22 protein-coding genes are annotated in these 26060 nt (G+C 64.8%); 9 read left to right on the forward strand and 13 right to left on the reverse strand.

The window, feature by feature from the left end; all coding sequences use genetic code 11:
- Positions 1-79 precede the first annotated feature (79 nt).
- The 3 genes from zapE to H3H45_RS01215 all read right to left on the reverse strand — a co-directional run bounded on the left by zapE (position 80) and on the right by H3H45_RS01215 (position 3249).
- Positions 80-1174 carry a cell division protein ZapE gene (gene zapE, locus H3H45_RS01205; protein WP_182831942.1) on the reverse strand — a complete coding sequence of 365 codons (1095 nt, stop codon included), beginning with the start codon at positions 1172-1174 and terminating at the stop codon, positions 80-82.
- Positions 1175-1260: 86 nt separating this feature from the next.
- Positions 1261-2607 (reverse strand): tryptophan--tRNA ligase, encoded by a 1347-nt coding sequence (locus H3H45_RS01210; protein ID WP_182831943.1) that lies wholly within the window; start codon positions 2605-2607, stop codon positions 1261-1263.
- A gap of 18 nt (positions 2608-2625) precedes the next feature.
- The gene (locus H3H45_RS01215) at positions 2626-3249 is read right to left on the reverse strand and encodes an alpha/beta hydrolase (protein ID WP_182833100.1); all 624 of its coding nucleotides are present in this window, start codon (positions 3247-3249) and stop codon (positions 2626-2628) included.
- A 138-nt stretch (positions 3250-3387) separates the two neighbouring features.
- Between H3H45_RS01215 and H3H45_RS01220 the strand changes: the two genes are divergently transcribed.
- The gene (locus H3H45_RS01220) at positions 3388-3822 is read left to right on the forward strand and encodes a YhcB family protein (RefSeq protein WP_182831944.1); all 435 of its coding nucleotides are present in this window, start codon (positions 3388-3390) and stop codon (positions 3820-3822) included.
- 219 nt (positions 3823-4041) lie between these two features.
- Here the strand turns inward: H3H45_RS01220 and cysN are convergent, their stop codons facing one another.
- The 3 genes from cysN to H3H45_RS01235 all read right to left on the reverse strand — a co-directional run bounded on the left by cysN (position 4042) and on the right by H3H45_RS01235 (position 7960).
- A complete protein-coding gene (gene cysN, locus H3H45_RS01225; RefSeq protein ID WP_182831945.1) occupies positions 4042-5940 on the reverse strand; it encodes a sulfate adenylyltransferase subunit CysN in 1899 nt (632 codons plus the stop codon).
- Between the two features lie 12 nt (positions 5941-5952).
- Positions 5953-6870 (reverse strand): sulfate adenylyltransferase subunit CysD, encoded by a 918-nt coding sequence (gene cysD, locus H3H45_RS01230; protein ID WP_182831946.1) that lies wholly within the window; start codon positions 6868-6870, stop codon positions 5953-5955.
- 331 nt (positions 6871-7201) lie between these two features.
- Positions 7202-7960 (reverse strand): Nif3-like dinuclear metal center hexameric protein, encoded by a 759-nt coding sequence (locus tag H3H45_RS01235; RefSeq protein ID WP_182831947.1) that lies wholly within the window; start codon positions 7958-7960, stop codon positions 7202-7204.
- A 112-nt stretch (positions 7961-8072) separates the two neighbouring features.
- On the opposite strand from H3H45_RS01235, the gene algW reads away from it, so the two are divergent.
- Complete coding sequence (gene algW / locus H3H45_RS01240; protein ID WP_182831948.1) at positions 8073-9215, forward strand: Do family serine endopeptidase AlgW; 1143 nt, start codon at positions 8073-8075, stop codon at positions 9213-9215.
- Positions 9216-9279: 64 nt separating this feature from the next.
- On the opposite strand, the gene H3H45_RS01245 is transcribed toward algW, so the two are convergent.
- From H3H45_RS01245 to H3H45_RS01265, 5 genes are all read right to left on the reverse strand, one after another.
- Complete coding sequence (locus H3H45_RS01245) at positions 9280-10164, reverse strand: ChaN family lipoprotein (protein ID WP_182833101.1); 885 nt, start codon at positions 10162-10164, stop codon at positions 9280-9282.
- A 99-nt stretch (positions 10165-10263) separates the two neighbouring features.
- Positions 10264-11031, reverse strand: a complete 768-nt coding sequence (locus tag H3H45_RS01250; protein ID WP_182831949.1) for a heme ABC transporter ATP-binding protein — start codon at positions 11029-11031, stop codon at positions 10264-10266.
- Entirely contained in the window at positions 11031-12068 is a 1038-nt protein-coding gene (locus H3H45_RS01255; RefSeq protein ID WP_407926666.1) for a FecCD family ABC transporter permease, read from the reverse strand. The genes H3H45_RS01250 and H3H45_RS01255 overlap by 1 nt, the downstream gene beginning before the upstream one ends.
- A complete protein-coding gene (locus tag H3H45_RS01260; protein WP_182831950.1) occupies positions 12065-12958 on the reverse strand; it encodes a heme/hemin ABC transporter substrate-binding protein in 894 nt (297 codons plus the stop codon). Before H3H45_RS01260 ends, H3H45_RS01255 begins: the two co-directional genes overlap by 4 nt.
- 11 nt (positions 12959-12969) lie before the next feature.
- Positions 12970-14043 (reverse strand): hemin-degrading factor, encoded by a 1074-nt coding sequence (locus tag H3H45_RS01265; RefSeq protein WP_182831951.1) that lies wholly within the window; start codon positions 14041-14043, stop codon positions 12970-12972.
- 224 nt (positions 14044-14267) lie between these two features.
- Here H3H45_RS01265 and H3H45_RS01270 point away from each other — a divergent pair, with 224 nt between their 5' ends.
- Together H3H45_RS01270 and H3H45_RS01275 are read left to right on the forward strand one after the other, a co-directional pair.
- Positions 14268-16580 (forward strand): TonB-dependent hemoglobin/transferrin/lactoferrin family receptor, encoded by a 2313-nt coding sequence (locus H3H45_RS01270; protein ID WP_182831952.1) that lies wholly within the window; start codon positions 14268-14270, stop codon positions 16578-16580.
- A 172-nt stretch (positions 16581-16752) separates the two neighbouring features.
- Positions 16753-17070 (forward strand): Rieske (2Fe-2S) protein, encoded by a 318-nt coding sequence (locus H3H45_RS01275; RefSeq protein WP_182831953.1) that lies wholly within the window; start codon positions 16753-16755, stop codon positions 17068-17070.
- A gap of 54 nt (positions 17071-17124) precedes the next feature.
- Here H3H45_RS01275 and sfsA read toward each other — a convergent pair whose 3' ends face one another.
- On the reverse strand, positions 17125-17832 hold the full coding sequence (gene sfsA, locus H3H45_RS01280) for a DNA/RNA nuclease SfsA (RefSeq protein WP_182831954.1): 708 nt from the start codon (positions 17830-17832) through the stop codon (positions 17125-17127).
- On the reverse strand, positions 17822-19003 hold the full coding sequence (locus H3H45_RS01285; RefSeq protein WP_182831955.1) for a pyridoxal phosphate-dependent aminotransferase: 1182 nt from the start codon (positions 19001-19003) through the stop codon (positions 17822-17824). Before H3H45_RS01285 ends, sfsA begins: the two co-directional genes overlap by 11 nt.
- Before the next feature lie 194 nt (positions 19004-19197).
- Here H3H45_RS01285 and dksA point away from each other — a divergent pair, with 194 nt between their 5' ends.
- From dksA to H3H45_RS01310, 5 genes are all read left to right on the forward strand, one after another.
- Entirely contained in the window at positions 19198-19641 is a 444-nt protein-coding gene (gene dksA, locus H3H45_RS01290; RefSeq protein WP_182831956.1) for an RNA polymerase-binding protein DksA, read from the forward strand.
- A 107-nt stretch (positions 19642-19748) separates the two neighbouring features.
- Positions 19749-20636: a tRNA glutamyl-Q(34) synthetase GluQRS gene (gene gluQRS / locus H3H45_RS01295; RefSeq protein ID WP_182831957.1), complete on the forward strand. Its 888-nt coding sequence runs from the start codon at positions 19749-19751 to the stop codon at positions 20634-20636.
- Between the two features lie 337 nt (positions 20637-20973).
- On the forward strand, positions 20974-21150 hold the full coding sequence (locus H3H45_RS01300) for a hypothetical protein (protein WP_182831958.1): 177 nt from the start codon (positions 20974-20976) through the stop codon (positions 21148-21150).
- A 56-nt stretch (positions 21151-21206) separates the two neighbouring features.
- Positions 21207-24161: a sensor histidine kinase gene (locus H3H45_RS01305; protein ID WP_182831959.1), complete on the forward strand. Its 2955-nt coding sequence runs from the start codon at positions 21207-21209 to the stop codon at positions 24159-24161.
- A gap of 92 nt (positions 24162-24253) precedes the next feature.
- Positions 24254-25669: a sigma-54-dependent transcriptional regulator gene (locus tag H3H45_RS01310; RefSeq protein WP_182831960.1), complete on the forward strand. Its 1416-nt coding sequence runs from the start codon at positions 24254-24256 to the stop codon at positions 25667-25669.
- Positions 25670-26060 lie beyond the last annotated feature (391 nt).

A 26060-nucleotide genomic window follows, 5' to 3' on the forward strand; every position in this document is an offset into this window, starting at 1 on the left:
CTCGGCGCTAAAGAAAGGCCCTGAAACGAAAAAGGGGTTGCCGACTGGCAACCCCTTTTTCACATCGGCACCGACCGAATTATGGTTTGTGCGCCCGCGAGAGGAACTCGTGGGATTGCATCTCCAGCAGGCGGCTGAGGGTGCGCTGAAACTCGAAGTTCAGCCGCCCACCGCTGTACAGGTCCTTCAGCTCCACTTCGGCGGAGATGATCAGCTTGACGTTGCGGTCGTAGAACTCGTCCACCAGGTTGATGAAGCGCCGCGCCATGTCGTCTTTGGCCACGCCCATCTGCTCGACGTTGGCCAGGATCACCGCGTGGTAGATCTTGCCCAGCTCGATGTAGTCGTTCTGGCTGCGCGGGCCGTCGCACAGCTCGCGGAACTCGAACCAGGCCACGTCGTCGCCTTCCTTGCGCGCCATGATCGCGCGGTTCTCGATCATCAGCGCCTTGTTCTCTTCCACCACGCAGTGCTCGGGCAGCAGGCTGCGGAAGCTCTTGTCCAGGCTGACCTCGGCCTCGGCATCCAGCGGCCAGTGGAACAGCTCGGCCTGCTCCAGCGCACGCAGGCGGTAATCCACACCACTGTCGACGTTGACTACATCGGTGTACTGCTTGACCAGGGCGATCGCCGGCAGGAAGCGCGCGCGTTGCAGGCCGTCCTTGTACAGGCCGTCCGGGACGATGTTGGAGGTCGCCACCAGGGTCACGCCGTTCTTGAACAGCTCGTCCAGCAGGGTGGCGAGGATCATCGCGTCGGTGATATCGGAAACGAAGAATTCGTCGAAGCAGATCACCCGCGCCTCGTCGGCGAAGCGCTTGCCGATGATGGTCAGCGGGTTCTTCTCGCCCTTGAGGGTCTTCATTTCCTCATGCACACGCTTCATGAAACGGTGGAAGTGCGTGCGCATCTTCTGCGGGAACGGCAGCGCCTCGAAGAAGGTGTCGACCAGATAGGTCTTGCCGCGGCCGACGCCACCCCAGAAGTACAGGCCCTTGACCGGCTCCTGACGCTTCTTGGCGAACAGGCCACCGAACAGTCCCGGCTTGTTCTTGGAATCGGCCACCAGATCGTCGTACAGGCGCTGCAGATGACGCACGGCAGTTTCCTGGGCGGCGTCGTGGAAGAAGTCCGGCCGTTGCAGGTCGGCCTGGTAGCGCGCAAGAGGAGTCATGATGGGAAATTCGGTAACAAAAACGGGGCGGTCACTTTAGCGACGCACCCCGTGCTTGGCAATCGGCCAGTAGCCCGGCCCAGCGTTTATTCCTGCGGCGCCAGCGCCTCACGCAGACGGGCAATGCCCGCATCGCGCGCACCGGCATCGGCGAAGGCCGGGCTTTCGCCGATCAGCTCGCCATCCAGCCACAGCGCGAAAGCCTTGCCCTGCTCGCGCACATCCAGCGCCTCGCCGGACTGCAGGCGCTTGCTCGCCTGCCCCGCCGCCTTGCCATCGGCAAAGGACCTGGACAGCAGCAGCTGCTCGCCGGCGGCATCCAGCAGGCGGAAACGGAAGCTGCCGTCTTCGTCGCGGAAGCTGACGAAACGTGCACTTTTCGCGGCCTTCTTCTTGCCGCCTTCGGCGCTCTGCGCCTGACTGCGGAAGGAGCGCAGGCCCACCGCCTCGCGCAGTTCACCGAGGAACGGGGTGGCGGTCTTGCGCGCCTTGGCCGCACCGGCGAGAAGAATGTCCTCCAGGTCCGCCGGGCGCTCGATCAGTGCGTGGTAACGCTCGCGTGCCTCGCCCAGCTCGTTATCGAGCAGTTGGAACAGCCGCTGCTTGGCCTCGCCCCAGGCCAGACCGGCGAGCAGCTCGGCACGGAACTCGGCCTGCTGGGCCGGGGTGGCGAAGGCCTGGAACAGGGTGAACAGGTGCGAGTTGTCCGGGTCCTTGGCTTCGCCCGGTAGCTTGGAGTCGGTGACGATACGGGCGATGGCGTCCTTGAGCTGCTTGGCCGAGCCGAACAGCGGGATGGTGTTGTCGTAGCTCTTGCTCATCTTGCGCCCGTCAAGGCCGGGCAGGGTCGCCACTTCTTCCTCGATCACCGCTTCCGGCAGGGTGAACAGTTCCTTGCCCTGGCCGAACAGGTGATTGAAGCGCTGGCCGATATCGCGGGCCATCTCCACGTGCTGGATCTGGTCACGACCGACCGGCACCTTGTGCGCGTTGAACATCAGGATGTCCGCCGCCATCAGCACCGGGTAGCTGAACAGGCCCATGGTGATGCCTGCATCCGGGTCTTCACCCTGCTCGACGTTCTTGTCCACCGAGGCTTTGTAGGCGTGGGCGCGATTGAGCAGGCCCTTGCCGGCGACGCAGGTGAGCAGCCAGCACAGCTCGGGAATCTCGGGGATATCGGACTGGCGATAGAAGGTCGCCTTGTTCACGTCCAGACCACAGGCCAGCCAGGTGGCGGCGATCTCCAGGCGCGAGCGCTGGATACGCGCCGGCTCGTCGCACTTGATCAGCGCGTGGTAGTCGGCGAGGAAGTAGAACGAGTCGGCATCGGCAGCGCGGCTGGCGACGATGGCCGGGCGGATGGCGCCGGCGTAGTTGCCCAGGTGCGGGGTGCCGGTGGTGGTGATGCCAGTCAGGATTCGGGTGGTCATGTTCGGAGATCGCTTCGATTAGAGACGAGGTTGAACCAAGTCTTTGAGTTCGGGCAGCTTGCCGTGAAAAAAGTGGCCGCATTCTGCCACTTTCAGCAGCTCGTGGGCACGTGGCAGGCCGGTGGACCAGGCGTACACCAGCTCGGGATCGATCACTTCGTCCTGCTCGGGCTGGATCACCACCAGCTCACCACCGTCCGGCAGACGCTCCGGCGCCTGCAGGCGCTGCACCGCCGGGGCGACCATGAACAGTCGCTCGACGGCAATGCCCTGCTGTTCCAGGCGCCCGGCAGTCGCCGCGGCGACGAAGCCGCCAAATGAGAAGCCACAGAGGATCAGTGGCAAATGCGGCTGCTGGGCACGCAGCCAGTGCGCGGCCGCTTCGGCGTCATCCACTTCGCCACTGCCCATGTCATGGCTGCCGGCGCTGGCACCGACGCCGCGGTAATTGAAGCGCAGGGTGCTGTAGCCCATGTCGCGCACCGCGCGCTGCAGGGTGGAGACCACCTTGTTGAGCATGGTGCCACCCTGCACCGGATTGGGATGGCAGATCAGCGCCACGCCCTTGGCATCCGGCACGTCGAGATAGAGGGCTTCCAGCGGGCCGCAGGGGCCATCGAGGGAGAGAGGGGTTTCGCGGATCAACTGCGGGAACTCCGTGACCCCGGATCGGGTCGACACGTCTTGGTTAGGCACAACGCACAACACGGCTCGCAAGCGGTATACAGCGCGGTTTGGAGCCGCTACCGTAAAGCAAAGCCGTATAGAGAGGAAGGACTCGTGGAACAGACGATCACGCCCTGGTTGCTCCCCGCCATCGCCCTGCTGGCAGGCATCGCCATTGGCTTTCTGGTGGCGCGCCTGCTGCCCAACGCCGCGCCCAGTCGCACCCAGCGCCAGCTGGATGACATGCAGCAGCGCTTCGACTCCTACCAGAGCGAAGTGGTGACCCACTTCAACACCACCGCCAGCCTGGTAAAGAAACTCACCCAGAGCTACCAGGAAGTGCAGGAACACCTGTCCGAAGGCGCCAACCGCCTGGCTCTCGACGAGCTGACCCGCCAACGCCTGCTCGCCGCCCTGCAAACCGACGAAGGCAACGAGAAACGCGAACGCCTGACCCCGCCGAAAAACAACGAAATGCCCAAGGACTACGCGCCGAAAGCGCCGGATGCCCCGGGTACGCTGGACGAAACCTTCGGCCTCAAGCGTTGATCTGCGCTTAACCGCCGAGAAAAAGCCCCGCCGCTGCGGGGCTTTTTTATGCCCGATGGTTCCCACACTGCTGCGTGGAACCTGATCAGGGAATGCAGCGTACCCCGCAGCCCCGGAGCGTCTGTAACTGCGTTACCACGCGGAGCGTGGGAACAATCAAAAAAACCACCGCGCACAAAAAAGCCCCGCACCAGGCGGGGCTTTCTTGATTGCGGCGACTTAGATCGCGCCGCGACTACGCAGCAGATCGAGCACCTGCTTGACGCTCTCTTCCACCGACAGGCTCTGGGTGTCGATCACCAGATCGGCATTCAGCGGGATGTCGTACGGGAAGGACTCACCGGGGATGTTGTCGCCACCGGCGGCATACAGCCCCTGCGGGTCACGCTCACGGCACGCGGCAGGCGAAGCCTGCACGTAGACAGTGAGCAGACGCTCGTTGCCGATCAGCGCCTTGGCCTGTTCGCGGCCTTCGGCATCCGGGGCGACGAACGCGGCCAGGGTCAGCAGGCCGGCTTCGTTGAACTGACGCGCCACATGGGCGGCGCGACGCCAGTTCTCGGTACGCCCGGCACGGTCCTGCGGCAAGCCCTTGTTCAGGTCATGGCGCAGGTTCTGGCCGTCCAGCACATAAACCGCGCGGCCCATGTCGAACAGCTTGCGTTCCACGGCGTAGGCCAGGGTGCTCTTGCCGGCGCCGGACAGGCCGCTGAACAGCACGGTGGCCGGTTGCTGACCGAAGCGAGTAGCACGCTCTTCGGTGGAGACGTGGGCCAGCTTGCCGTGGTGACCGCCAGCTGGATGAGCCTGCGGTGCGGCGATGATCATGCCGGCACCGACGGTGCCGTTGGTCAGGCGGTCGATGACGATGAAGGAGCCGGTGGTGCGGTTCTGTGCATAACCATCGAGGGCGATCGGCGCGTCGAGGGCGACCTTGACCTTGCCGATCTCGTTGAGCTGCAGGCTGCTCGCCGGCCCTTCTTCCAGAGTGTTCACATCGACGCGGTGGGCGATGCCGGCAATCGAGCCCGGCACGTAGCTGGTGGCGCGTTTGATGTCGTACTTCTTGCCCGGCAGCATCGGCTCCTCGGCCATCCACACCAGCATGGCGTCGAAGCTATCGACCACCTGCGGGCGGTTGTCGGCATGCACCAGCATGTCGCCACGGGACACGTCGATTTCGTCTTCCAGGGTGATGGTGATCGCCTGGCCCGGACCGGCCTGCTCCAGCTCGCCTTCGAAGGTGACGATGGACTTGACCTTGCTGCCCTTGCCCGACGGCAGGGCGATGACTTCGTCGCCCTTGCGCACGATGCCGCTGGCCAGTGTGCCGGCAAAACCACGGAAGTTCAGGTTCGGGCGATTGACGTACTGCACCGGGAAGCGCAGGTCGTCGAAGTTGCGGTCGCCAGCGACTTCCACGGTCTCGAGGATTTCCATCAGCGACTGGCCGGTGTACCAGGGCGACTGTTCGCTCTTATTGACCACGTTGTCGCCTTTCAGCGCCGACATCGGCACGAAGTGCAGCGAAGTCGGCTTGAGCGCGATACCTTCGGCGAACTTCAGGTAATCGGCCTTGATTTGCTCGAACACGCCTTGATCGAAGCCCTTGAGGTCCATCTTGTTGATGGCCACGACGATGTGCTTGATGCCCAGCAGACTGGCGATGAAGCTGTGGCGCTTGGTCTGGGTCTGCACTCCGTAGCGTGCGTCGATCAGGATGATCGCCAGGTCGCAGGTGGAGGCACCGGTCGCCATGTTGCGGGTGTACTGCTCATGGCCGGGGGTGTCGGCAATGATGAACTTACGCTTGGCGGTGCTGAAATAGCGGTACGCCACGTCGATGGTGATGCCTTGCTCGCGCTCGGCCTGCAGGCCGTCGACCAGCAGGGCCAGGTCCACTTCATCGCCGGTGGTGCCGACTTTCTTGGAATCCTTGGTGATGGCTTCCAGATGGTCTTCGTAGATCATCTTGGTGTCGTGCAGCAGGCGCCCGATCAGGGTGCTCTTACCGTCGTCGACGTTGCCGCAGGTGAGGAAGCGCAGCAGCTCTTTGCGTTCGTGCTGGGCCAGGTATGCAACGATGTCCTGGCTGATCAGATCGGATTGATGGCTCATGGTGCGGAATCCTTAGAAGTAGCCCTGACGTTTCTTTTCTTCCATCGACCCGGCCTGATCATGGTCGATAACGCGGCCCTGGCGTTCGGAAGTACGGGTCAGGAGCATTTCCTGGATGATGTCGGTCAGCGTGGTCGCCGTGGACTCCACCGCACCAGTCAGTGGGTAGCAACCGAGGGTGCGGAAACGCACCATCTTCTTGGTAATACGGGCTTTCTCTTCGTCCGACAGGTGCTCGAGGATACGCTCGTCGTCGATCATGATCAGCGTGCCGTTCTTCTCGATCACTTCGCGCTCGGCAGCGAAGTACAGCGGCACGATCGGGATCTGTTCCAGATATATGTACTGCCAGATGTCCAGCTCGGTCCAGTTGGACAGCGGGAATACGCGTATCGACTCGCCCTTCTTGACCTTGCCGTTGTAAACGTTCCACAGCTCGGGACGCTGGTTCTTTGGGTCCCAGCGGTGCTTGCTGTCGCGGAAGGAATACACGCGCTCCTTGGCGCGGGACTTTTCCTCGTCGCGGCGCGCGCCACCGAAGGCGGCGTCGAAACCGTACTTGTCCAGCGCCTGCTTGAGGCCTTCGGTCTTCATCACGTCGGTGTGCTTGGCACTGCCGTAGGTGAAGGGGTTCATGTCCTGCGCCACACCGTCAGGGTTGATGTGGGTGATCAGGTCCAGGCCATACTCGTTGACCATCTTCTCGCGGAAGCGGTACATCTCCTGGAATTTCCAGCGCGTATCGACGTGCATCACCGGGAACGGCAGCTTGCCCGGGAAGAACGCCTTGCGCGCCAGGTGCAGCATCACGGCGGAATCTTTACCGATGGAATACAGCATCACCGGGTTGTCGAATTCGGCGGCCACTTCACGAATGATGTGGATACTTTCCGCCTCGAGCTGTTTCAGGTGCGTCAGTTTATCGAGCATGGCTAGTCACAGATCTGGGAGTGAACGGCCGGCGGGCCGTGGACGAGGGCGCACTCTAGCACAGCACCATCTTCTATTCAGGCGGCTACTTAGAACGAAATATTCTAGTTTTATGCCCGGAAAATCAGCGCTTCAGAGCCTGTTCACGATCTTTTGGACTAGAGCCAGACAAGGCAAAAACAGGCGAGGAAGCGCAGTTTACGAGCTGTAAATGAGCATGACTCGTTTAACTCGCCCTTCGGGTCGCGCTAAAGCGCGTTAGCGGCAAGCCGCTTTCCGAGCCTGTTTTTAACGCAGTATGGCCGACGGACAGGAGATCGTGGACAGGCTCTTAGATGGGGTTCGGGCAGTCGATAAACAGGTGTTCCACGGCAAAACGGCGCGCCAGATAGTCGCCCAGCGCCTGCACTCCGTAGCGCTCGGTCGCGTGGTGGCCGGCAGCGATAAAGCCGATGTCATTCTCGCGGGCGCTGTGGAAAGTCTGCTCCGAGGCCTCGCCGGTCAGGTACAGATCGACCCCGGCGGCAATGGCATTGTCGATGTAGCCCTGGCCGCCACCGGTGCACCAGCCGATCTTGCGGATCATGCCTTCACCTTCCACCAGCAGCGGTTCGCGGCCAAGCACTTCCTGCACCCGACGGGCGAAGTCGCGCGCGCTCATGGGCTCGGCCAGCGAACCGAGCAAACCGACGATCTTCGGGTTGTTCGGATCGAGCGGGCCTTCTACGGTGATATCGAGCTGGCGGGCCAGCTGTACGTTGTTGCCAACCTCGGCGTGCAGGTCGAGCGGCAGGTGGTAAGCCAACAGGCTGATATCGTTGCTCAGCAGGGTCTGCAGGCGACGGCGCTTGATCCCGGTGATGCAGGCGTCCTCGCCTTTCCAGAAATAACCGTGGTGCACCAGCACCACATCCGCCTCGGCTTCCACCGCGGCATCGAGCAGCGCCTGGCTGGCGGTGACTCCACTGACGATACGCCGCACCTGCGGCCGGCCCTCGACCTGCAGGCCGTTGGGACAGTAATCACTGATTCGTGCGGCATTCAGGAAGCGGTCGGCTTCCTCGACCAGGGTGCGCAGCGCGATAGCCATACTGATTCCTCACAAGCTGTTGCGGGCACTGCCTTCTGCGGCGGTGCCACTCTATAATGCCGCCACCTTAAGGGCCGTCCCAGGCCCCCGCAACCCTCAGGATTCCCCCTCAATGCTCAAGGCCCTGCGTTTCTATGGCTGGCCCCTGCTGGTCGGCCTGCTGCTGGCGCTGCTGATCATCCAGCGCTACCCGCAATGGGTCGGTCTGCCCAGCCAGGACGTCAACCTGCGCCAGGCGCCGCGCTACGGTATCGCCCAGGAAGGCCCGGTGTCCTACGCCGAGGCCGTGGGCCTGGCCGCCCCAGCCGTGGCCAACCTTTACACCACCAAGGTGGTGAGCAAGTCCGGCCACCCACTGCTCGACGACCCGACCTTTCGGCGTTTCTTCGGCGACAACCTGCCCAAGCAGCGGCGCATGGAGTCGAGCCTGGGTTCGGCGGTGATCATGAGCCCGGAAGGCTACCTGCTGACCAACAACCACGTCACCGCCGGCGCCGACCAGATCATCGTCGCCCTCAAGGACGGCCGCGAGACCCTGGCACGGGTGATCGGCAGCGACCCGGAGACCGACCTGGCGGTGCTCAAGATCGACCTCAAGAACCTGCCGGCGATCACCCTCGGCCGCTCCGATCAGATCAACATCGGTGACGTCACCCTGGCCATCGGCAACCCCTTCGGCGTCGGCCAGACCGTGACCATGGGCATCATCAGCGCCACCGGGCGCAACCAACTGGGCCTGAACACCTACGAGGACTTCATCCAGACCGATGCGGCGATCAACCCTGGCAACTCCGGCGGCGCGCTGGTCGATGCACACGGCAACCTGATCGGCATCAACACCGCAATCTTCTCCAAGTCCGGCGGCTCCCAGGGCATCGGCTTCGCCATTCCGGTGAAGCTGGCCACCGAGGTGATGAAGGCGATCATCGAGAACGGTCAGGTGATCCGTGGCTGGCTGGGCATCGAGGTGCAACCGCTGACCCCGGAGCTTGCAGAATCCTTCGGTCTCGGCAGCCACTCGGGCATCCTGGTCGCCGGCATCTACCGCAACGGTCCGGCGCAGAAGGCCGGCCTGCTGCCAGGCGACCTGATCCTGACCATCGACGGCGAAGCGGCCATCGACGGGCGTCGCTCGATGAACCAGGTGGCGCGTGCCAAACCCGGCGAGAAGGTGGCCATCGGCGTTCTACGCGGTGGCGAAACCCTGGAGCTGATCGCCGAGATCGGCGTGCGGCCCCCGCAAAGCAACGAATAAAGAAAAAGCCCGGCAGATGCCGGGCTTTTTCTTGGGCCACTCGTTGTGCATGCGCAGAGTGCACCTAGCGGCGCAGCTTGGCGCAGTGATCCTGAACTGGCATGGCCGCGGTGTACCAGACGTAGTCGGCGCTGTCCGCCGCCACTGTCTTGCCGACTTCGGCCAGCACCAGCACCGCATTGCCCTGCCCGGCCCCCAGGTCGCTCAAGTGCAGCGGTACACCCAGGTCCTTGCGCACATGGAAGGCCCCGGCCAGCAACACGGCCGGCTGCGGTGCGGCCAGCAGGCGCTCGGCCATGCGCCGGTCGCGCTGCTGCTGCACGGCAAGCATGGCCGGCAGCTGGCTTTCCGGCAGCAGGCCGCAATGCGACTCGCGGATATCGGCGAACAGCGCATCCTGCACCGCCGGCGCGGTGGCCGCGCCGCTCGGCAGCGTCGGCCGCTGCTGGTAGATGGCCATGATCTCGCTGCGCTCGAGGTTGGCAGCCAGCAGCGGATAGGGCTGGCGCAGCGCCTCACTGACCAATGGCCCATACAGCGACCAGTCCCAGCCCGGCTGCCAGGCCAGTGCGCCGATCAGGTCGCGCGGGGCGTTACCGGCGCGGCTCTGCGCCTGCACCTGATCCACTCGCGCCTGCTGGCTGGGCGTGAGCATTTCCAGCAGCAGGCTGCCTTGAGCACGCCGCGCGGCCAGTTCACGCAGCAGCCAGAGTTGCAGGGCGTGGTGGTCCGGGTTGTCGTGCTGTTCGCCGACCAGCAGGCGTGGCGCCCTAGCCAGGCGCTCGACCAGTTGTTCGGGTGTCAGTCGCTCACCACTGGCCAGCTCGACGATCTGGCCCAGCTGCGGATGATCACGCCCCTCGGAGGCAATCGGCGCAGGTGGTGGCAGCACGCCACGGGACTGGCAGGCGGCCAGCAGGGCCATACAGCAGAGCAACAGGATTCGCATCATTCGTCCTTCATCAAATTGCTTCCATGTAGGAGCCAGCTGGCTGGCGATCAGCGGTATGCAACCCGATCGCCAGCAAGCTGGCTCCTACAAAAATATTCAGCGCGCCACGATCAGTGGATGGCCACGCTCGGGATGGCGCTGGATCAGCACCTGCAGACCAAATACCGCCTCCAAGGCAACGGCGTTCAGCACCTCATCCGGCGTGCCCAGCACATGCGGGCGCCCGCCTTGCAGCAGGAGCAGCCGGTCGCAATAGCGCGCCGCCAGGTTGAGGTCATGCAGAATCACCATGACTGCCGCACCACGCCCGGCAAAGTCGCGCACCGCCTGCAGGGTGGTGTGCTGGTGTAACGGATCGAGCATCGAAGTCGGCTCGTCGAGCAGCAGGGTCTGCCCCGCTGCGCCCGGCCACAACTGCGCCAGCACCCGCGCCAGGTGCACGCGCTGGCGTTCACCGCCGGACAGCGCCAGGTAGCTGCGCCCCGCCAGATGCGCGGCATCCGCCGCCTGCAATGCGGCCGCGACGATCTCGGTATCGCGCACGCGACCGCTGGCGTGGGGCAGACGGCCCATGGCGACCACCTGTTCCACCGCGAAGGCGAAGTTCAGCGTCGAGCTTTGCGGCAGCACTGCCAGGCGCTGCGCCCTTGCCTGCCCGGACCACTCGGCCAGGCGCCGGCCATCCAGGCTGACTTCACCTTGGGCCGGCGCCAGCTCACCACACAGGGCACCGAGCAGAGTGCTCTTGCCGGCGCCGTTGGGGCCGAGCACGCCGAGCACTTCGCCGGGGCGCAGCTGCAAGTCGATATCCGCCAGCACGGTGCAAGGGCCGCGCTGGACTGCCAGGTTGTTGGCCTGCAGCATCAGGTGCGCCCCCGTACCAATAAATAGAGAAAGAACGGCGCGCCGAGCAGCGCGGTGACGATGCCGATCGGCAGTTCCGCCGGCGCCAGCAGCAGGCGGGCGACCAGATCGGCCAGTAGCAATAGACTGGCGCCGGCCAACAGCGAGGCCGGCAGCAGCACGCGGTGATCGGGGCCGACCAGCAGACGCATCAGGTGCGGCACCACCAGGCCGATAAAGCCGATCAGCCCGGCCGCTGCCACGGCGGCACCGACGCCCAAGGCGGTGCACAGCACCAGCTCCAGCTTGATCCGCTCGACATCGAAACCCAGGTGGCGCGCCTCCGACTCGCCAAGCAGCAGCGCATTCAGCGCCGCCGCCCGCCGCGGCAACCATAGGGCCACGCCGACCGTCACCAGCAGCAGCGGCCACAACCGCGAATAGCTGGCGCCGTTGAGGCTGCCGAGGTTCCAGAAGGTCAGGCTGCGCAGAGTGGCGTCGTCGGCCAGGTAGGTGAACAGGCCCACCCCGGCGCCGGCCATGGCGGTCATCGCCACCCCGGCCAGCAGCATGGTGGCGACATGGGTCTGCCCGTCGCGGCGGCCAAAACGGTAGACCACCGCCGTCACCGCCAGCCCGCCGCCAAAGGCGCAGACCGACAGCAGATACGGGGCGAAGGCTGGCGGCAGGCCGCCCAGGTAGCTACCCCCGACAATCGCGATGGCCGCACCCAGTGCCGCACCGCCCGACACCCCGACCAGACCGGGATCGGCCAGCGGGTTGCGGAACAGGCCCTGCATGGCCACCCCGGACAGCGCCAGCACGGCGCCCACAGCCAGGCCGAGCATGCTGCGCGGCAGACGGATCTGCCCGAGGATCAGCTCGGCCTGCTGCAAATCCTCGCCCTCCAGCGGCACACCTAGCAGGCGCAACGCCGCGTACAGGGTGTCGGCCAGCGGCAGGCTGACCGGGCCCAGCGCCAGGGACAGCCACAGCGCCAGCAGCAGCAACAGGCCCAGGCCGATCAGCAACGGGCGAGGTCGAACAATGACGGTCATGGGCGGTTATCGGCAGTCAGGGGGTGCGCGGAAGGATAAAAGGCTGCCGCCAGTACCGCCAGCGCATCCGGCACACGCGGGCCCAGGCCGCCGACCAGCAAGGTCGGGTCGAGATCGAGCAGGCGCCCCTCACGGCCGGCCTGAGTCTGCGCCAGGGCCGGGTTCTGTTCGAGCAGGGCGGCACGCGCGGCGTCCCCGGCGAGGCTACGGTCGGCGAAGATCACCACCTGCGGATCCAGCGCAAGCAGCGCTTCGCTGGAGATCGGCTTGTAGCCCTGATGCTCGCCGAGGTTATGCCCACCGGCCTGGGTAATCAGCCAGGCGGCCAGGGTGTCCTTGCCGGCCATCATGATGTTGCCGCCGGCATGACCAAGCAACATCAGCACCCGCGGCGCCTGCTGCTCGCGCTGCGCCTGATTGACCCAGGCGGCCTGACGCTGCAGGCGCTTGCGGTAGGCATCCATGCTGGCCTTGGCCTGCTGCGGCGTACCGAGCAACTGGCCGAGGCGCTGCAGGTTGTGCTCCAGGGTGCTCAGGCTGGGTTGCGCCGAGAGCTGTTCGATCTGCACGCCGGCCGCCTTGAGTTGCTCCAACACGGGCGGCGGCCCCATTTCCTCGCTGCCGAGCAACAGGTCCGGACGCAGGGCCAATACGCCTTCGGCAGCCAGCTGGCGCTGGTAGCCAACCCCTGGTAACTGGCGCAGGGACTGCGGGTACTGGCTGGTGCTATCAACGCCGACCAGCTTGTCCTCACCGCCCAGGGCCACCACCCACTCGCTGAGCGAGCCGCCGGCGCTGACCCAGCGTTGCGGCAAAGCTTCGGCGGCCGCCAGCACCGAGCTGAACAGCAGGCCGGCACACAAGCCGGCCATCATTTTGCCCAAATGCATTGGTCTTCCCCTTATTCGCCCAGGGCTGCGGCGCTTTCCGCCAGAGCCCGCCAGTCGGTACGTTCGGGGATGCCCGGCTTGCGTGCGCCGAACAGCTGCAGCACCAGCTCGCCATCGGCATCGAAGGCTTCCCAACTGGTGATCACACCGTCGCTGCTCGGCTTGCGCACGCGCCACAGCTCGCTCACGCCGGTGGTTTTCAGGTGCAGGTTGAACGCCGGGTCGAGCACGTTGAACCAGCTGTCCATCCAGCGCAGGTTGTTCACCGGCCCGGAGTGGATCTGGATGCAGTGCGGGTTGCCGACGAACACCATGATCGGCACCTCGCCACTGGCGGCGCCCTCCATCAGCTTCGGCAGCTCGGCACAGTCCAGTGGCTCGGCCCACTCGCGACCGGCCAGACGCAGGGCCTGGGTACGGGTCAGCGCATGGCGCTTGAGCATGGCGAAGAAGTGGTGGGTGTCCTGCAGCGCGGCCCAGTCGGCGCGCAGGGCAGCGACATCCACCCCGGCATCAGCGCGCGGCGCAGGGCGCTCGGCCAGCGGCTGCAGATCCAGCCCGGCGCTCTGCTGCTCGGCGCGGAAACGCTCGACCAGCGGCGCCCAGGTGCTCAGCTCGCTGCTTTCGGTGAGGAACACCTTGTGCACGGCCACGCCCTGGCGGTCGAACACCTGGATGCTGCGCTGGGTGCCACGGGCAGTGTCTTCGGCGATGGCGAACACACTGGCCCAACCAGCGAGAAACAGGCGCAGGTCGATGTCGGCCGACACCACCAGGCCCATCTGCCCGTTGGCCAGCACCGACACATCGCGGTAATGGCCCTTGCGCTCGTGCACGCAATGCTCGTTGCGGGTCAGCGCCATGATGTAGCCCAGCTCACCGAGGGCCGGCAGCAGCGCGGCCCAGTCCGGACGCAGGCGCACGGCATCGATACCCAGGCGGCTGGCGGTCAGCTCACCTTCGCTGACACCCAGCCTGGCGGCCGCGTCGCGGGCACGCAGCCCAGTCTGCTCGGCGCGCAGGCGCTGCCAGGCCTGGTACAGCGAGGCCGGCGAAGTGTGGGGCGTGGGATTGGCAATGTTCATGGCGAGTCCTTCTCGATCTGCAGTCTGTTCACGGCGGGGCAGCACCACCCCTCCCAGCCGCAATAGTCGGGCAAGGTGATCCCCGCCAGGTCGGCGCAGACTACACCAACAAGAATGAAACTCCAATGTTATTGATAACTGTTTGCATTCAATAATGAATTTCCATTACCGTGCAGCCCGCCAAATCACCTGGCCATCAAGAGCCACTCAGCGGGAGTAATCGCATGTCCACCCCACCCTTCGCCCTGCGCCCATGGATGGCGCTGCTGTTGCTAAGCCCGGCCCTGGCGCTGGCACAGACCACCGGCAAGCAGGACAGCAGCACCGAACTCGCAGCCACCCAGGTCACCGGCCAGGCCGTGCAAGAGAACCTGCCGACCACCACCAGCACCAGCGCCGCAACCCTCGAAGAACGGCAGATCCGCAGCTTCGATGACCTCGGCCGGCGCGCCGAGCCCGGGGTGAACTACAGCCGCACCACGGAAAGCATCAACATCCGTGGCCTGGATCGCGACCGCGTGCTGACCACCCTCGACGGTATCCGCGTGCCCTGGCTGACCGATGGCGCACGCAGCCAGGGCCCGACCGGTGGCGCCCAGGGCGGCCTCGACTCGATCGACTTCAATGGCCTGTCCTCTGTGGATATCGTGCGCGGCGCCAACTCCAGCCAGGCCGGCTCCGGCGCTCTCGGTGGCGCGGTGCAGCTGTTCACCCTCAACCCGGACGACCTGCTGCAGGGCGACAAGAACTTCGGCAGCCTGATCAAGAGCGACTACGACAGCGTCGATGCCAGCTGGGGCCTGAATGCCGCCGTGGCCGGCCGCGTGCAGGACACCGCCTGGCTGCTGCAGGCCGGCCAGCGCCAGGGCCATGAACTGGAAAGCAGCGGCGACGACAACCTCTACGGCAGCGCGCGCACCGCCACCAACCCGGCCGATACCCAGCAGCAGAGCCTGCTGGTCAAGCTGCAGCAGCGCTTCGATGGCGGCCACACCTTCGGCTTCACTGGCGAAGTGTTCGAGCGGGAGAACGACATCGACAGCCGCACCAACCAGGGCAGCACCTACCTGGAGGGCGAGAACAGCACCGTCGAGCACAACAAGCGCCAGCGCCTGTCCGCCGACTACGAGTATCTGGCCGAAGACAGCAACGGCCTGCTCGACAGCGCCCATGCCATCGCCTACTGGCAGAAGCTGCGCCGCCATGACGACCAGACCGGCATCCGCAGCGTCAGCGATTCGCGGGCCGGCATTCCCGATTTCCTGTTCTTCGGCCTGCCGGGCAACCCGTACAAGTACCCGAGCGGCGCCTTCGGTCGCGACAACCAGATTGAGAAGGAGCTGTACGGACTCTCCGGCGACATCGGCAAGACCATTGAGATCGCCGGTCTGGCGAACAAGCTGACCCTCGGCGGCGAGCTGTACCAGATCAACACCGAGCAGGTCTCCGAGGGGTACGACAACTGCCCCGGCTTCACCATCGACCCCAGCCATCCGATGTACATGGGCCCGACCGCCTGCGACTTCCTGCACACCAACCAAGCCGACATGCCCAAGGCCGAGGGCCGCCAGTGGGCACTGTACGCCAGCGATGAAATCAGCCTGGCCGACGGCCGCGTCAAGGTCACCCCTGGCCTGCGCTACGACGCCTACCAGCAGGACCCGCAGGCGAGCCGCGACTTCAGCAACAACATCAACCCGGCGAACAGCGGCACCCTGGAGACCAGCAAGGACCACAAGCTCTCCGCCAGCCTGCTGACTACCTGGCAGGCGGCTGACGAAGTGTTGCTGTACGCCCAGTGGGCACAGGGCTTCAAGGCCCCCGATGCGACCCAGCTGTACATGAACTATGGCGCCGAAGGCAGCTACCTGCGCGTTGGCAACGCCGACCTCAAGCCAGAGGAAAGCAACGGCTACGAGATCGGTACGCAGCTGGGCAACGACCAGTTGGGTGGCTCGCTGAGCCTGTTCGACAACCACTACAAGAACTTCATCGATGACGACGTCAGCCTGGACGCCGCGACCATCGCCAGCCTCGGCCTGGATCCGGCCAACTACCCCTACGGCGTGACCCGCACCGAAAACCGCACCAAGGTACAGATCTATGGCGCCGAAGCCAGCGCCCACTGGGAGTTCGTGCCGCACTGGAAAGTCTGGGGCTCGCTGGCCTGGGCCAACGGCGAGGACCGTGAAAGCAACCAGCGCATCAGCTCGGTGGCACCGCTCACCAGCCTGCTCGGCCTGAGCTACGAACAGGAACGCTACGGCGCCGACCTGATGCTGCGCGCGGCGGCCGCCCGCAACCAGGTGGAGAACGACGGCGAATTCAAGGCGCCCGGCTATGGCGTGGTCGACCTGACCGGCTACTGGCAGCCGGCCGAACTGGATGGTGTGAAGTTCCAGGCCGGCCTGTTCAACCTGCTCGACAAGCAGTACTGGAATGCGCTGAACGTACCGACCGGCACCCTGACCCAGCCGGACGACTACTACAGCGAAGCCGGCCGTAGCTTCCGCGTCTCGGCGTCCTGGCAGTACTGAGTCACGACACGCTGAAGCCCCCCTCTCCCACTTGTGGGAGAGGGGCCGGGGGAGAGGGCCAGGGAGTAAAAAACAAGGCTTCTGCCCTCCCCCTCTGTTCGCGCAAGGACGCGCGCCCTACCCCATCGCCACGCCCATGCGGGATAATCCCCGCCTTGGCGTGGAGATCACCATGAAACTTCTATGCGCCCCGCATGAGCTGGCCGAAGGCCAGAGCCGGGGCTTTGTCGTGCAGGACTTGCAGCTGCTGGCGGTACGCCGCGACGGCCATGCCTATGTCTATCGCAACCGCTGCCCCCACCGCGGCCTGAACCTGGAATGGCGTGCGGACGATTTTCTCGACGCCAGCGGCAGCCTGATCCAATGCGCCCACCACGGCGCGCTGTTCCTTATAGAGAGTGGCGAATGCCTGACTGGGCCTTGTGCGGGCCAATCGCTGCAGGCGGTGGAGTGCCGGGAGGACCGCGACGGCATCTGGATCAACCTGTAGGAGCGAGCTCAACGTCACAACACGCGACTCGGAGCAACGCGGGTTTCACCCGCCCTACCCAAGCACCTCCAGGCGCCGCACCAGGCGCATGGCCTGTGGGGTGATCTCGGCGCCATAGGCCAGCACCTCGACACCCGCAGCCTTGGCCTCGCGCAGGCCCGCCGCATAGACCGGGTCGATTTCCACCGCCGCGCGCACCGCCTCGATCCCTGTCAGGTTCACGCAATACAGCTGCACCGCGCGCACACCCTGGCGCGCCTGGCTCGCCAGCTCGCGCAGGTGCTTGGCACCGCGTTCGGTACGAGCATCGGGAAAGGCTGCCACGGCCGTATCGGGGAAACCCAGGGTCACGCTCTTCACCTCGACCCAGGCCGGGCCATTGGCGTAATCGAGACGAAAATCCGCCCGACTGTTTTCCTCGCCAAAACGCACCTCGCGCTTGAGCCCGGTGAAGCCGGCCAGCTCGCTGATCACCCCGCCGCGCAGGGCTTCCTCGACCAGCGCATTGGCCCGCGCGGTATTGATGCAGGCGAGGCGCCCCTGCGGTGTCTCGCCCAGCTCCCAGGTGCCCGGCAGCTTGCGCTTGGGGTCGCTGGAGCGACTGAACCAGACCCGGCAACCCTCGCTCATGCAGTTGAGCATGGAGCCGGTATTGGGGCAGTGGATGGTCAGCAACTCACCGCCGGCGGTCTCGATATCGGCGAGGAAACGCTTGTAGCGGCGCAGCAGGCGGCCTTCTTCCAATGGCGGATCAAACTGCATCGGGGCGCCAGGTTTTCAGGCCGCGGGCGATGCGCTCGACCGCCTGCTGTAGGCGCTCGATGTTCTGTGTGTAGGCAAAACGCACATGATGTCCCGCCTGGTAGCGACCAAAATCCAGGCCCGGGGTAAAGGCCACGTGCTCGGTCTCGATGAAGTGCTGGCAGAAGGCGTAGGCATCGCCGCCGAAGGCGGAGATGTCGGCATACAGATAGAAGGCCCCTTCCGGCTCTACCGCAATCTTGAAGCCCAACTCGCGCAGGGCCGGCAGCAGGTAGTCGCGGCGGCGCTGGAACTCATGGCGACGATCCTCGAAGATCGCTAGCGTCGCCGGCTCGAAGCACGCCAGCGCGGCGTACTGGGCCATTGAGGGCGCGCTGATATAGAGGTTCTGCGCCAGCTTCTCCAGCTCGCTCACCGCGTTCATCGGCGCCACCAGCCAGCCCAGGCGCCAGCCGGTCATGCCGTAATACTTGGAGAAGCTGTTGAGGACGAAGGCGTCGTCATCCACGGCCAGCACGCTGCTCGCGTCGCAGCCGTAGGTCAGGCCGTGGTAGATCTCGTCGACCACCAGATGGCCGCCACGCTCTTTCAGAGAGGACGAAAGAGCGGCCAGCTCATCCTGGTGCAACAGGGTGCCGGTGGGATTGGCCGGCGAGGCGACCAGCGCGCCGACGCTGTCCTGATCCCAGTGCCGCTCGACCAGCTGCGGAGTGAGCTGGTAGCGGCTGTCCGGGCCGACTGGCACCAGCTGTGCAGCGCCTTCGACCAAGCGCAGGAAGTGGCGGTTGCACGGGTAGCCGGGGTCGGCCAGCAGCCAGTGCTTGCCCGGATCGACCAGCAGGCTGGCGGCCAGCAGCAAAGCGCCGGAACCACCGGGGGTGATCAGGATGCGTTCGGGGTCGACGCTCAGGCCATAGCGACTGGCATAGAAGCCGGCGATCGCCTCGCGCAACTGCGGGATGCCACGCGCCGCGGTGTAACGGGTATGCCCATTGGCCAGCGCGGCCTGGCCGGCGGCAACGATGGGCGCGGCGGTGGTGAAATCCGGCTCGCCGATCTCCAGATGGATCACATCATGGCCGGCCGCCTGCAACTCGTTGGCGCGCGCCAGCAGGGCCATGACGTGGAACGGTTCGATGGCGCGACTGCGCGCACTGAAGGGCTGGGCCATTGGCCTTCCTTTAATTGAACAAAGGGGGGATTCTAACTAACTGCCCGACCAGGCTGTAGCAACATGGACAACCGGGAGTAGCATCGCCCGAATTGATCTGGTAAGTTCGCCCGCTTGCAGCCGCAGGCCCGGCCCTGCCGGTAAAGGAACAGATCCTGCGCCAATGGATCAGAGAGAGTGAGAGGCGGCCATCCATGCCCACCAAAGCAAAACCAAGCAGTAGCCAGCTGGCCCGCGGTTTCGAGCCCTATAAAGAGAAAAAGGGCGAGGAATACATGAGCGACCCGATGCGCGCTCACTTCACCGGCATCCTCAACAAGTGGAAGCTGGAGCTGATGCAGGAAGTGGATCGCACCGTGCACCACATGCAGGACGAAGCAGCCAACTTCCCGGACCCGGCCGACCGTGCCAGCCAGGAAGAAGAGTTCAGCCTGGAACTGCGCGCCCGTGACCGCGAGCGCAAGTTGATCAAGAAGATCGACGAAACCCTGCAGCTGATCGAAGACAACGATTACGGCTGGTGTGATTCCTGCGGCGTCGAGATCGGTATCCGCCGCCTCGAAGCCCGTCCGACCGCGACCCTGTGCATCGACTGCAAGACGCTGGCGGAAATCAAGGAAAAACAGATCGGTTCCTGATCCCGCACGGGGCGCGCAAGCGCCCCGTTTCGTTTCTGCCTGCCGATAATCCTGCCTGCCGATAACTGCACTGGCCTCTGCCGCCTGCTGCGGATAGCCTGTTCGCCATGACTTCTCCCGCCTACATCGGGCGCTTCGCCCCGACGCCCAGTGGCTACCTGCATTTCGGCTCGCTGGTTGCCGCCCTCGCCTCCTACCTGGACGCCCGCAGTGTCGGCGGCCAGTGGCTGCTGCGCATGGAAGACCTCGATCCGCCGCGCGAGGAGCCCGGCGCCCAGGACGCCATCCTGCGCACCCTGGAAACCTATGGTTTCGAATGGGACGGCCCACTGGTGCGCCAGAGCGAGCGCCACGGCGAATACGCCGCACTGGTCGAGCGCCTGTTCAGCCAGGGCCTGGCCTATGCCTGCACCTGCTCGCGCAAGCAGCTGGAAGCCTATGGTGGCATCTACCCCGGTCTGTGCCGCAATGCCGGGCATGCCAGTGAGGATGCGGCGATCCGCCTGCGCGTGCCGGAGCTGGAATACCACTTCTGCGACCGCGTGCAGGGCGAGTTCCGTCAGCACCTGGGCCGCGAAGTCGGCGATTTCGTCATCCGCCGCCGCGACGGCCTGTATGCCTATCAACTGGCCGTGGTGCTGGATGACGCCTGGCAAGGCATCACCGATATCGTGCGCGGCGCCGACCTGCTCGACTCCACACCGCGCCAGCTGTACCTGCAGGAACTGCTCGGCCTGCGCCAGCCGCGCTACCTGCACGTGCCGCTGATCATCCAGCCGGATGGCCACAAGCTGGGCAAGAGCTACCGCTCACCGCCGCTGCCCGCCGACCAGGCCCCGGCCCTGCTGCTACGCGCCCTGCGCGCCCTCGGCCAGCAAACGCCAGACGAGCTGGCCGGCGCCAGCGCCCGTGAACTACTGGCCTGGGGCAGCGCCAACTGGGACGCCACGCGCATCCCGCGCAGCCCGACCCTGGCCGAAGCCCAGCTACGCTAGGGTCTGTTCCCGTTTCGTTCACGGCCGCGACGGAGCCTGTTTTTGCGCGGGGCTAGGCGCGAGACGCGAGGTTTGGTCGTCCAAATGAGCCGTCGAGTAACGACGTCCCGCGCGAAAACAGGCCCATCCCTGCGGGTTGCGCGCAAAATCGCGCCATGCGTCGTTGCGGGACTTGGCAAGGGAATGACCATTGCCTGCGTCCCGCGCCTAGCCTGGCGCGATTTTGCGCAGCAACGCGGTTCGCGAACGAAACGGGAACAGACCCTAAACAGGCGCAATGCTGCCGCCTGTCGACCTAATCCGTTACCATCGGCGCACTTTCGACACGAGACCCGGCATGTATATCTACCGACTGGTCCTGCTCCTGGTGGTGGGGATCTACCTGTTTTCCCCGGCCATCATGGACTGGTGGATCGACCCCAATGGCGCCTGGTATCGGCCCTACCTGCTGTGGCTGATCCTGATCGTGGTGACCTTTATCCTGCAGAGCCAGCAGGATGCCGATGAACTCTGACCTGCACCGGTGCAATCCGGTGACCGCCTTTTATCCTTATTCGCAGAGCCAACGAGATGCTGACGAGCTTTGACCTGAGTCAGCTGATCCTGATCAGCGCCACCTACCTGCTGCTGCTGTTCGGCGTGGCCTGGATCAGCGAGAAGGGTCTGATCCCGCGCTGGATCATCCGCCACCCGCTGACCTACACCCTGTCGCTGGGCGTATATGCCAGCGCCTGGGCCTTCTACGGCACGGTGGGGCTGGCCTACCAGTATGGCTTCGGCTTCCTCGCCAGCTACCTGGGCATCACCGGCGCCTTCCTGCTGGCCCCGGTGCTGCTCTACCCGATCCTGCGCATCACCCGTACCTATCAGCTGTCGTCGCTGGCCGACCTGTTTGCCTTTCGTTTTCGCAGCAGCTGGGCCGGTGCGTTGACCACCCTGTTCATGCTGATCGGCGTACTACCGCTGCTGGCGTTGCAGATCCAGGCGGTGGCCGATTCGATCGGCATCCTCACCCGCGAACCACTGCAGAACCGCTTCGCTCTGGGCTTCTGCGCACTGATCACGCTGTTCACCATCCTCTTCGGCGCCCGCCATATCGCCACCCGCGAGAAGCATGAGGGGCTGGTGTTCGCCATCGCCTTCGAGTCGGTGGTCAAGCTACTGGCCCTCGGCGGCATCGGTCTGTACGCCCTATATGGCGTGTTTGGTGGGCCCGGCGAGCTGGAGCTGTGGCTGCTGCAGAACCAGGCCTCGCTCACCGCCCTGCACACGCCGCTGCAGGAAGGTCCGTGGCGCACCCTGCTGCTGGTGTTCTTCGCCTCGGCCATCGTCATGCCGCACATGTACCACATGACCTTCACCGAGAACCTCAACCCGCGCGCCATCGTCAGCGCCAGCTGGGGCCTGCCGCTGTTCCTCCTGCTGATGAGCCTGTCGGTACCGCTGATCCTCTGGGCCGGGCTCAAGCTGGGCGCCACCACCAACCCGGAATACTTCACCCTTGGCCTGGGGATCGCGGTGAACAGCCCGACCCTGGCCCTGGTCGCCTATATCGGCGGACTGTCGGCTTCCAGCGGACTGATCATCGTCACCACCCTGGCGCTGTCCGGCATGGCCCTCAATCACCTGGTGCTGCCGCTTTACCAGCCGCCGGCCGAAGGCAACATCTACCGCTGGCTGAAGTGGACGCGGCGCGCGCTGATCATCGCCATCATCATGGCCGCCTACGGTTTCTACCTGCTGCTCGGCGCCGAGCAGGACCTGGCCAACCTGGGCATCGTCGCCTTCGTCGCCACCCTGCAGTTCCTTCCCGGCGCGCTGTCGGTGCTGTACTGGCCGACCGCCAACCGCCGCGGCTTCATCGCCGGCCTGCTGACCGGCGCCTTGGTCTGGGCGGTAAGCATGCTGCTGCCGCTGGTGAGCAACCTGCAGGGCATGCAGCTGCCGCTGTTCAATGTCATCTATACCCTCGACGACACCAGCTGGCACCTGGCGGCCATCGGCTCGCTGGCAGCCAACGTGCTGGTATTCACCCTGATCTCGCTATTCACCGAGGCCAGTCCCGAGGAAAAGAGCGCCGCCGAAGCCTGCACCGTGGACAACGTGCGCCGTCCGCAACGGCGTGAACTGCTGGCCACCTCGCCACAGGACTTCGCCGCCCAACTGGCCAAGCCACTCGGCGCGAAGACCGCGCAGAAGGAAGTCGAACAGGCCCTGCGCGATCTGCACCTGCCCTTCGACGAGCGCCGTCCCTATGCCCTGCGCCGCCTGCGCGACCGCATCGAGGCCAACCTCTCCGGCCTGATGGGCCCCAGCGTGGCCCAGGACATTGTCGAGACCTTCCTGCCTTACAAGAGCGGCAGCGAAAGCTATGTCAGCGAAGACATCCACTTCATCGAGAGCCGCCTGGAAGATTACCAGTCGCGCCTCACCGGCCTGGCCGCCGAGCTGGACGCCCTGCGCCGCTTCCACCGGCAGACCCTGCAGGAACTGCCGATGGGCGTCTGCTCGCTGGCCAAGGACCAGGAAATCCTCATGTGGAACCGCGCCCTCGAGGACCTAACGGCGATCCCCGCCCTGCGCGTGGTCGGCTCACGCCTCGACGCCCTCGACGAGCCCTGGCAAAGCCTGCTGAGCAGCTTCATCCAGCAGGACGACGAACACCTGCATAAACAGCAACTGACCCTGGACGGCGAAGAACGCTGGATCAACCTGCACAAAGCGGCCATCGACGAGCCGCTGGCGCCGGGCAACAGCGGCCTGGTGCTGCTGATCGAAGACGTCACCGAGACCCGCGTACTGGAGGACCAACTGGTGCATTCCGAGCGTCTGGCCAGCATCGGCCGTCTGGCCGCCGGGGTGGCCCACGAGATTGGCAACCCGGTCACCGGCATCGCCTGCCTGGCGCAGAACCTGCGCGAGGAGCGCGAGGACGACGAGGAGGTCGCCGAGCTCAGTTCGCAAATCATCGACCAGACCAAGCGCATCTCGCGCATCGTCCAGTCGCTGATGAACTTCGCCCATGCCGGCGCCCAGCAACGCGCCGAGTACCCGGTCAGCCTGGCGGCGGTAGCGCAGGACGCGATCAGCCTGCTGTCGCTCAACCGCAATGCCACCGACGTGCAGTTCTTCAACCTCTGCGACCCCGATCACCTGGCCAAGGGCGACCCGCAACGCCTGGCCCAGGTGCTGATCAACCTGTTGTCCAACGCCCGCGATGCCTCGCCGACCGGCGGTGCCATTCGGGTCAGCAGCGAGGCCAGCGAGCAGAGCGTGCAACTGATCGTCGAGGACGAAGGCAGCGGCATTCCCAGGGCGATCATGGATCGCCTGTTCGAACCGTTCTTCACCACCAAGGATCCGGGCAAGGGCACCGGGCTGGGTCTTGCACTGGTCTATTCCATCGTGGAAGAGCATTATGGGCAGATCACCATCGACAGCCCGGCCAACCCCGAACGCCAACTCGGAACCCGTTTCCGCGTGACGCTGCCGCGCTATATCGAAGCGACGTCCGTAGCGACCTAAGCAGTGAACTATGAGCCTGTTCAAGGCAGCGCGAGCCCGAGCAAGACAGGCTGCAGACCCTGAACAGATTCGAGACCGTCGAGAGAGAATCAATGCCTCACATCCTCATCGTCGAAGACGAAACCATCATCCGCTCGGCGCTGCGCCGCCTGCTGGAACGCAACCAGTATCAGGTCAGCGAAGCCGGATCGGTGCAGGAGGCCCAGGAGCGCTATAGCATCCCCGGCTTCGACCTGATCGTCAGCGACCTGCGCCTGCCCGGCGCGCCCGGCACCGAGCTGATCAAGCTGGCCGAAGGCACCCCGGTGCTGATCATGACCAGCTACGCCAGCCTGCGTTCGGCGGTAGACTCGATGAAGATGGGCGCGGTCGACTACATCGCCAAGCCCTTCGATCACGATGAAATGCTCCAGGCCGTGGCGCGCATACTGCGTGATCACCAGGAAGCGCGCAGCAAGCCCGCGGAAAGCCCGAGCAAGAATGCCGGCAAGCCGGCCGCCAATGTTGACGGCGATATCGGCATCATCGGCTCCTGCGCCGTCATGCAGGACCTCTACGGCAAGATCCGCAAGGTCGCGCCAACCGACTCCAACGTATTGATCCAGGGTGAGTCCGGCACCGGCAAGGAGCTGGTCGCCCGCGCCCTGCACAACCTGTCACGACGGGCCAAGGCGCCGCTGATTTCGGTCAACTGCGCGGCGATTCCGGAAACCCTGATCGAGTCGGAACTGTTCGGCCATGAGAAAGGCGCCTTCACCGGCGCCAGCGCCGGCCGCGCCGGCCTGGTCGAAGCGGCTGACGGCGGCACCCTGTTCCTCGATGAAATCGGCGAGCTGCCGCTGGAGGCGCAAGCGCGCCTGCTGCGCGTGCTACAAGAAGGCGAGATCCGTCGGGTCGGCTCGGTGCAGTCGCAGAAGGTCGACGTGCGCCTGATCGCCGCTACCCACCGCGACCTGAAGACCCTGGCCAAGATCGGCCAGTTTCGCGAAGACCTGTATTACCGCCTGCACGTCATCGCCCTCAAGCTGCCGCCGCTGCGTGAGCGCGGTGCCGATGTCAACGAGATTGCCAAGGCCTTCCTGCTGCGCCAATGCACCCGCATGGGGCGTGAAGACCTGCGTTTTGCCAACGACGCCGAACAGGCTATTCGCCACTACTCCTGGCCGGGCAACGTGCGCGAACTGGAAAACGCCATCGAGCGCGCGGTGATCCTCTGCGAGAGCGTAGAGATATCCGCCGAGCTGCTGGGCATCGATATCGAGCTTGATGATCTGGAAGACGGCTACTTCAATGAGTCGGGCAGCAGCTCTGCCAGCAGCAACAACCACGAGCCGACCGAAGACCTGTCCCTGGAAGACTACTTCCAGCACTTCGTCCTCGAGCACCAGGACCACATGACCGAGACTGAACTGGCACGCAAGCTCGGCATCAGCCGCAAGTGCCTATGGGAACGTCGCCAACGCCTGGGCATCCCGCGGCGCAAATCGGGGGCCGCGACCGGCTCCTGAAGCGTTACCTGCGGCGACCGGCTAGAGGAACAAAGGTTCCACCGGTTGTTACCCACACAAACATCGCGTAACAAAAGCCGGGTTCATCGGTAACGAGAACCCGGCTTTTTTTGTGCACACAGCCAAACATGAAATCGGCAAACCATTGATAAATAAGGATTTGCAAAAACTGGCACGGGTTCTGCTTTATCTCTGGCATAACAACAATAACAAACCAGAAACAACACAATAAAAATAAGACAGAACGACTCCAGCACAACAAAAACAACAAGGCGGAGGCGCAGCTAACTGATCATTTTGGAGAGGATTTGCCCTTGGGGTTCGCCCCACAGCCAGACTGAGAACAATAAAACTGCCTTGAGGCAGCACCTGAACTGGTTGGGTCAAGGAT

Source organism: Aquipseudomonas guryensis (assembly GCF_014164785.1).
In the GTDB taxonomy this organism is placed as follows: Bacteria; Pseudomonadota; Gammaproteobacteria; order Pseudomonadales; family Pseudomonadaceae; genus Aquipseudomonas; species Aquipseudomonas guryensis.

Coding starts and splice junctions, on each gene's coding strand:
- H3H45_RS01285 (WP_182831955.1), bottom strand. CDS start 19,003: ATGGCCCAGCCCTTCAGTGCGCGCAGTCGCGCCATCGAACCGTTCCAC.
- H3H45_RS01265 (WP_182831951.1), bottom strand. CDS start 14,043: ATGAACATTGCCAATCCCACGCCCCACACTTCGCCGGCCTCGCTGTAC.
- cysD (WP_182831946.1), bottom strand. CDS start 6,870: ATGCTCGATAAACTGACGCACCTGAAACAGCTCGAGGCGGAAAGTATC.
- H3H45_RS01305 (WP_182831959.1), top strand. CDS start 21,207: ATGCTGACGAGCTTTGACCTGAGTCAGCTGATCCTGATCAGCGCCACC.
- algW (WP_182831948.1), top strand. CDS start 8,073: ATGCTCAAGGCCCTGCGTTTCTATGGCTGGCCCCTGCTGGTCGGCCTG.
- H3H45_RS01255 (WP_407926666.1), bottom strand. CDS start 12,068: ATGACCGTCATTGTTCGACCTCGCCCGTTGCTGATCGGCCTGGGCCTG.
- H3H45_RS01310 (WP_182831960.1), top strand. CDS start 24,254: ATGCCTCACATCCTCATCGTCGAAGACGAAACCATCATCCGCTCGGCG.
- cysN (WP_182831945.1), bottom strand. CDS start 5,940: ATGAGCCATCAATCCGATCTGATCAGCCAGGACATCGTTGCATACCTG.
- sfsA (WP_182831954.1), bottom strand. CDS start 17,832: ATGCAGTTTGATCCGCCATTGGAAGAAGGCCGCCTGCTGCGCCGCTAC.
- H3H45_RS01260 (WP_182831950.1), bottom strand. CDS start 12,958: ATGCATTTGGGCAAAATGATGGCCGGCTTGTGTGCCGGCCTGCTGTTC.
- H3H45_RS01275 (WP_182831953.1), top strand. CDS start 16,753: ATGAAACTTCTATGCGCCCCGCATGAGCTGGCCGAAGGCCAGAGCCGG.
- gluQRS (WP_182831957.1), top strand. CDS start 19,749: ATGACTTCTCCCGCCTACATCGGGCGCTTCGCCCCGACGCCCAGTGGC.
- H3H45_RS01245 (WP_182833101.1), bottom strand. CDS start 10,164: ATGCGAATCCTGTTGCTCTGCTGTATGGCCCTGCTGGCCGCCTGCCAG.
- H3H45_RS01270 (WP_182831952.1), top strand. CDS start 14,268: ATGTCCACCCCACCCTTCGCCCTGCGCCCATGGATGGCGCTGCTGTTG.
- H3H45_RS01235 (WP_182831947.1), bottom strand. CDS start 7,960: ATGGCTATCGCGCTGCGCACCCTGGTCGAGGAAGCCGACCGCTTCCTG.
- H3H45_RS01250 (WP_182831949.1), bottom strand. CDS start 11,031: ATGCTGCAGGCCAACAACCTGGCAGTCCAGCGCGGCCCTTGCACCGTG.
- H3H45_RS01210 (WP_182831943.1), bottom strand. CDS start 2,607: ATGACCACCCGAATCCTGACTGGCATCACCACCACCGGCACCCCGCAC.
- zapE (WP_182831942.1), bottom strand. CDS start 1,174: ATGACTCCTCTTGCGCGCTACCAGGCCGACCTGCAACGGCCGGACTTC.
- H3H45_RS01300 (WP_182831958.1), top strand. CDS start 20,974: ATGTATATCTACCGACTGGTCCTGCTCCTGGTGGTGGGGATCTACCTG.
- dksA (WP_182831956.1), top strand. CDS start 19,198: ATGCCCACCAAAGCAAAACCAAGCAGTAGCCAGCTGGCCCGCGGTTTC.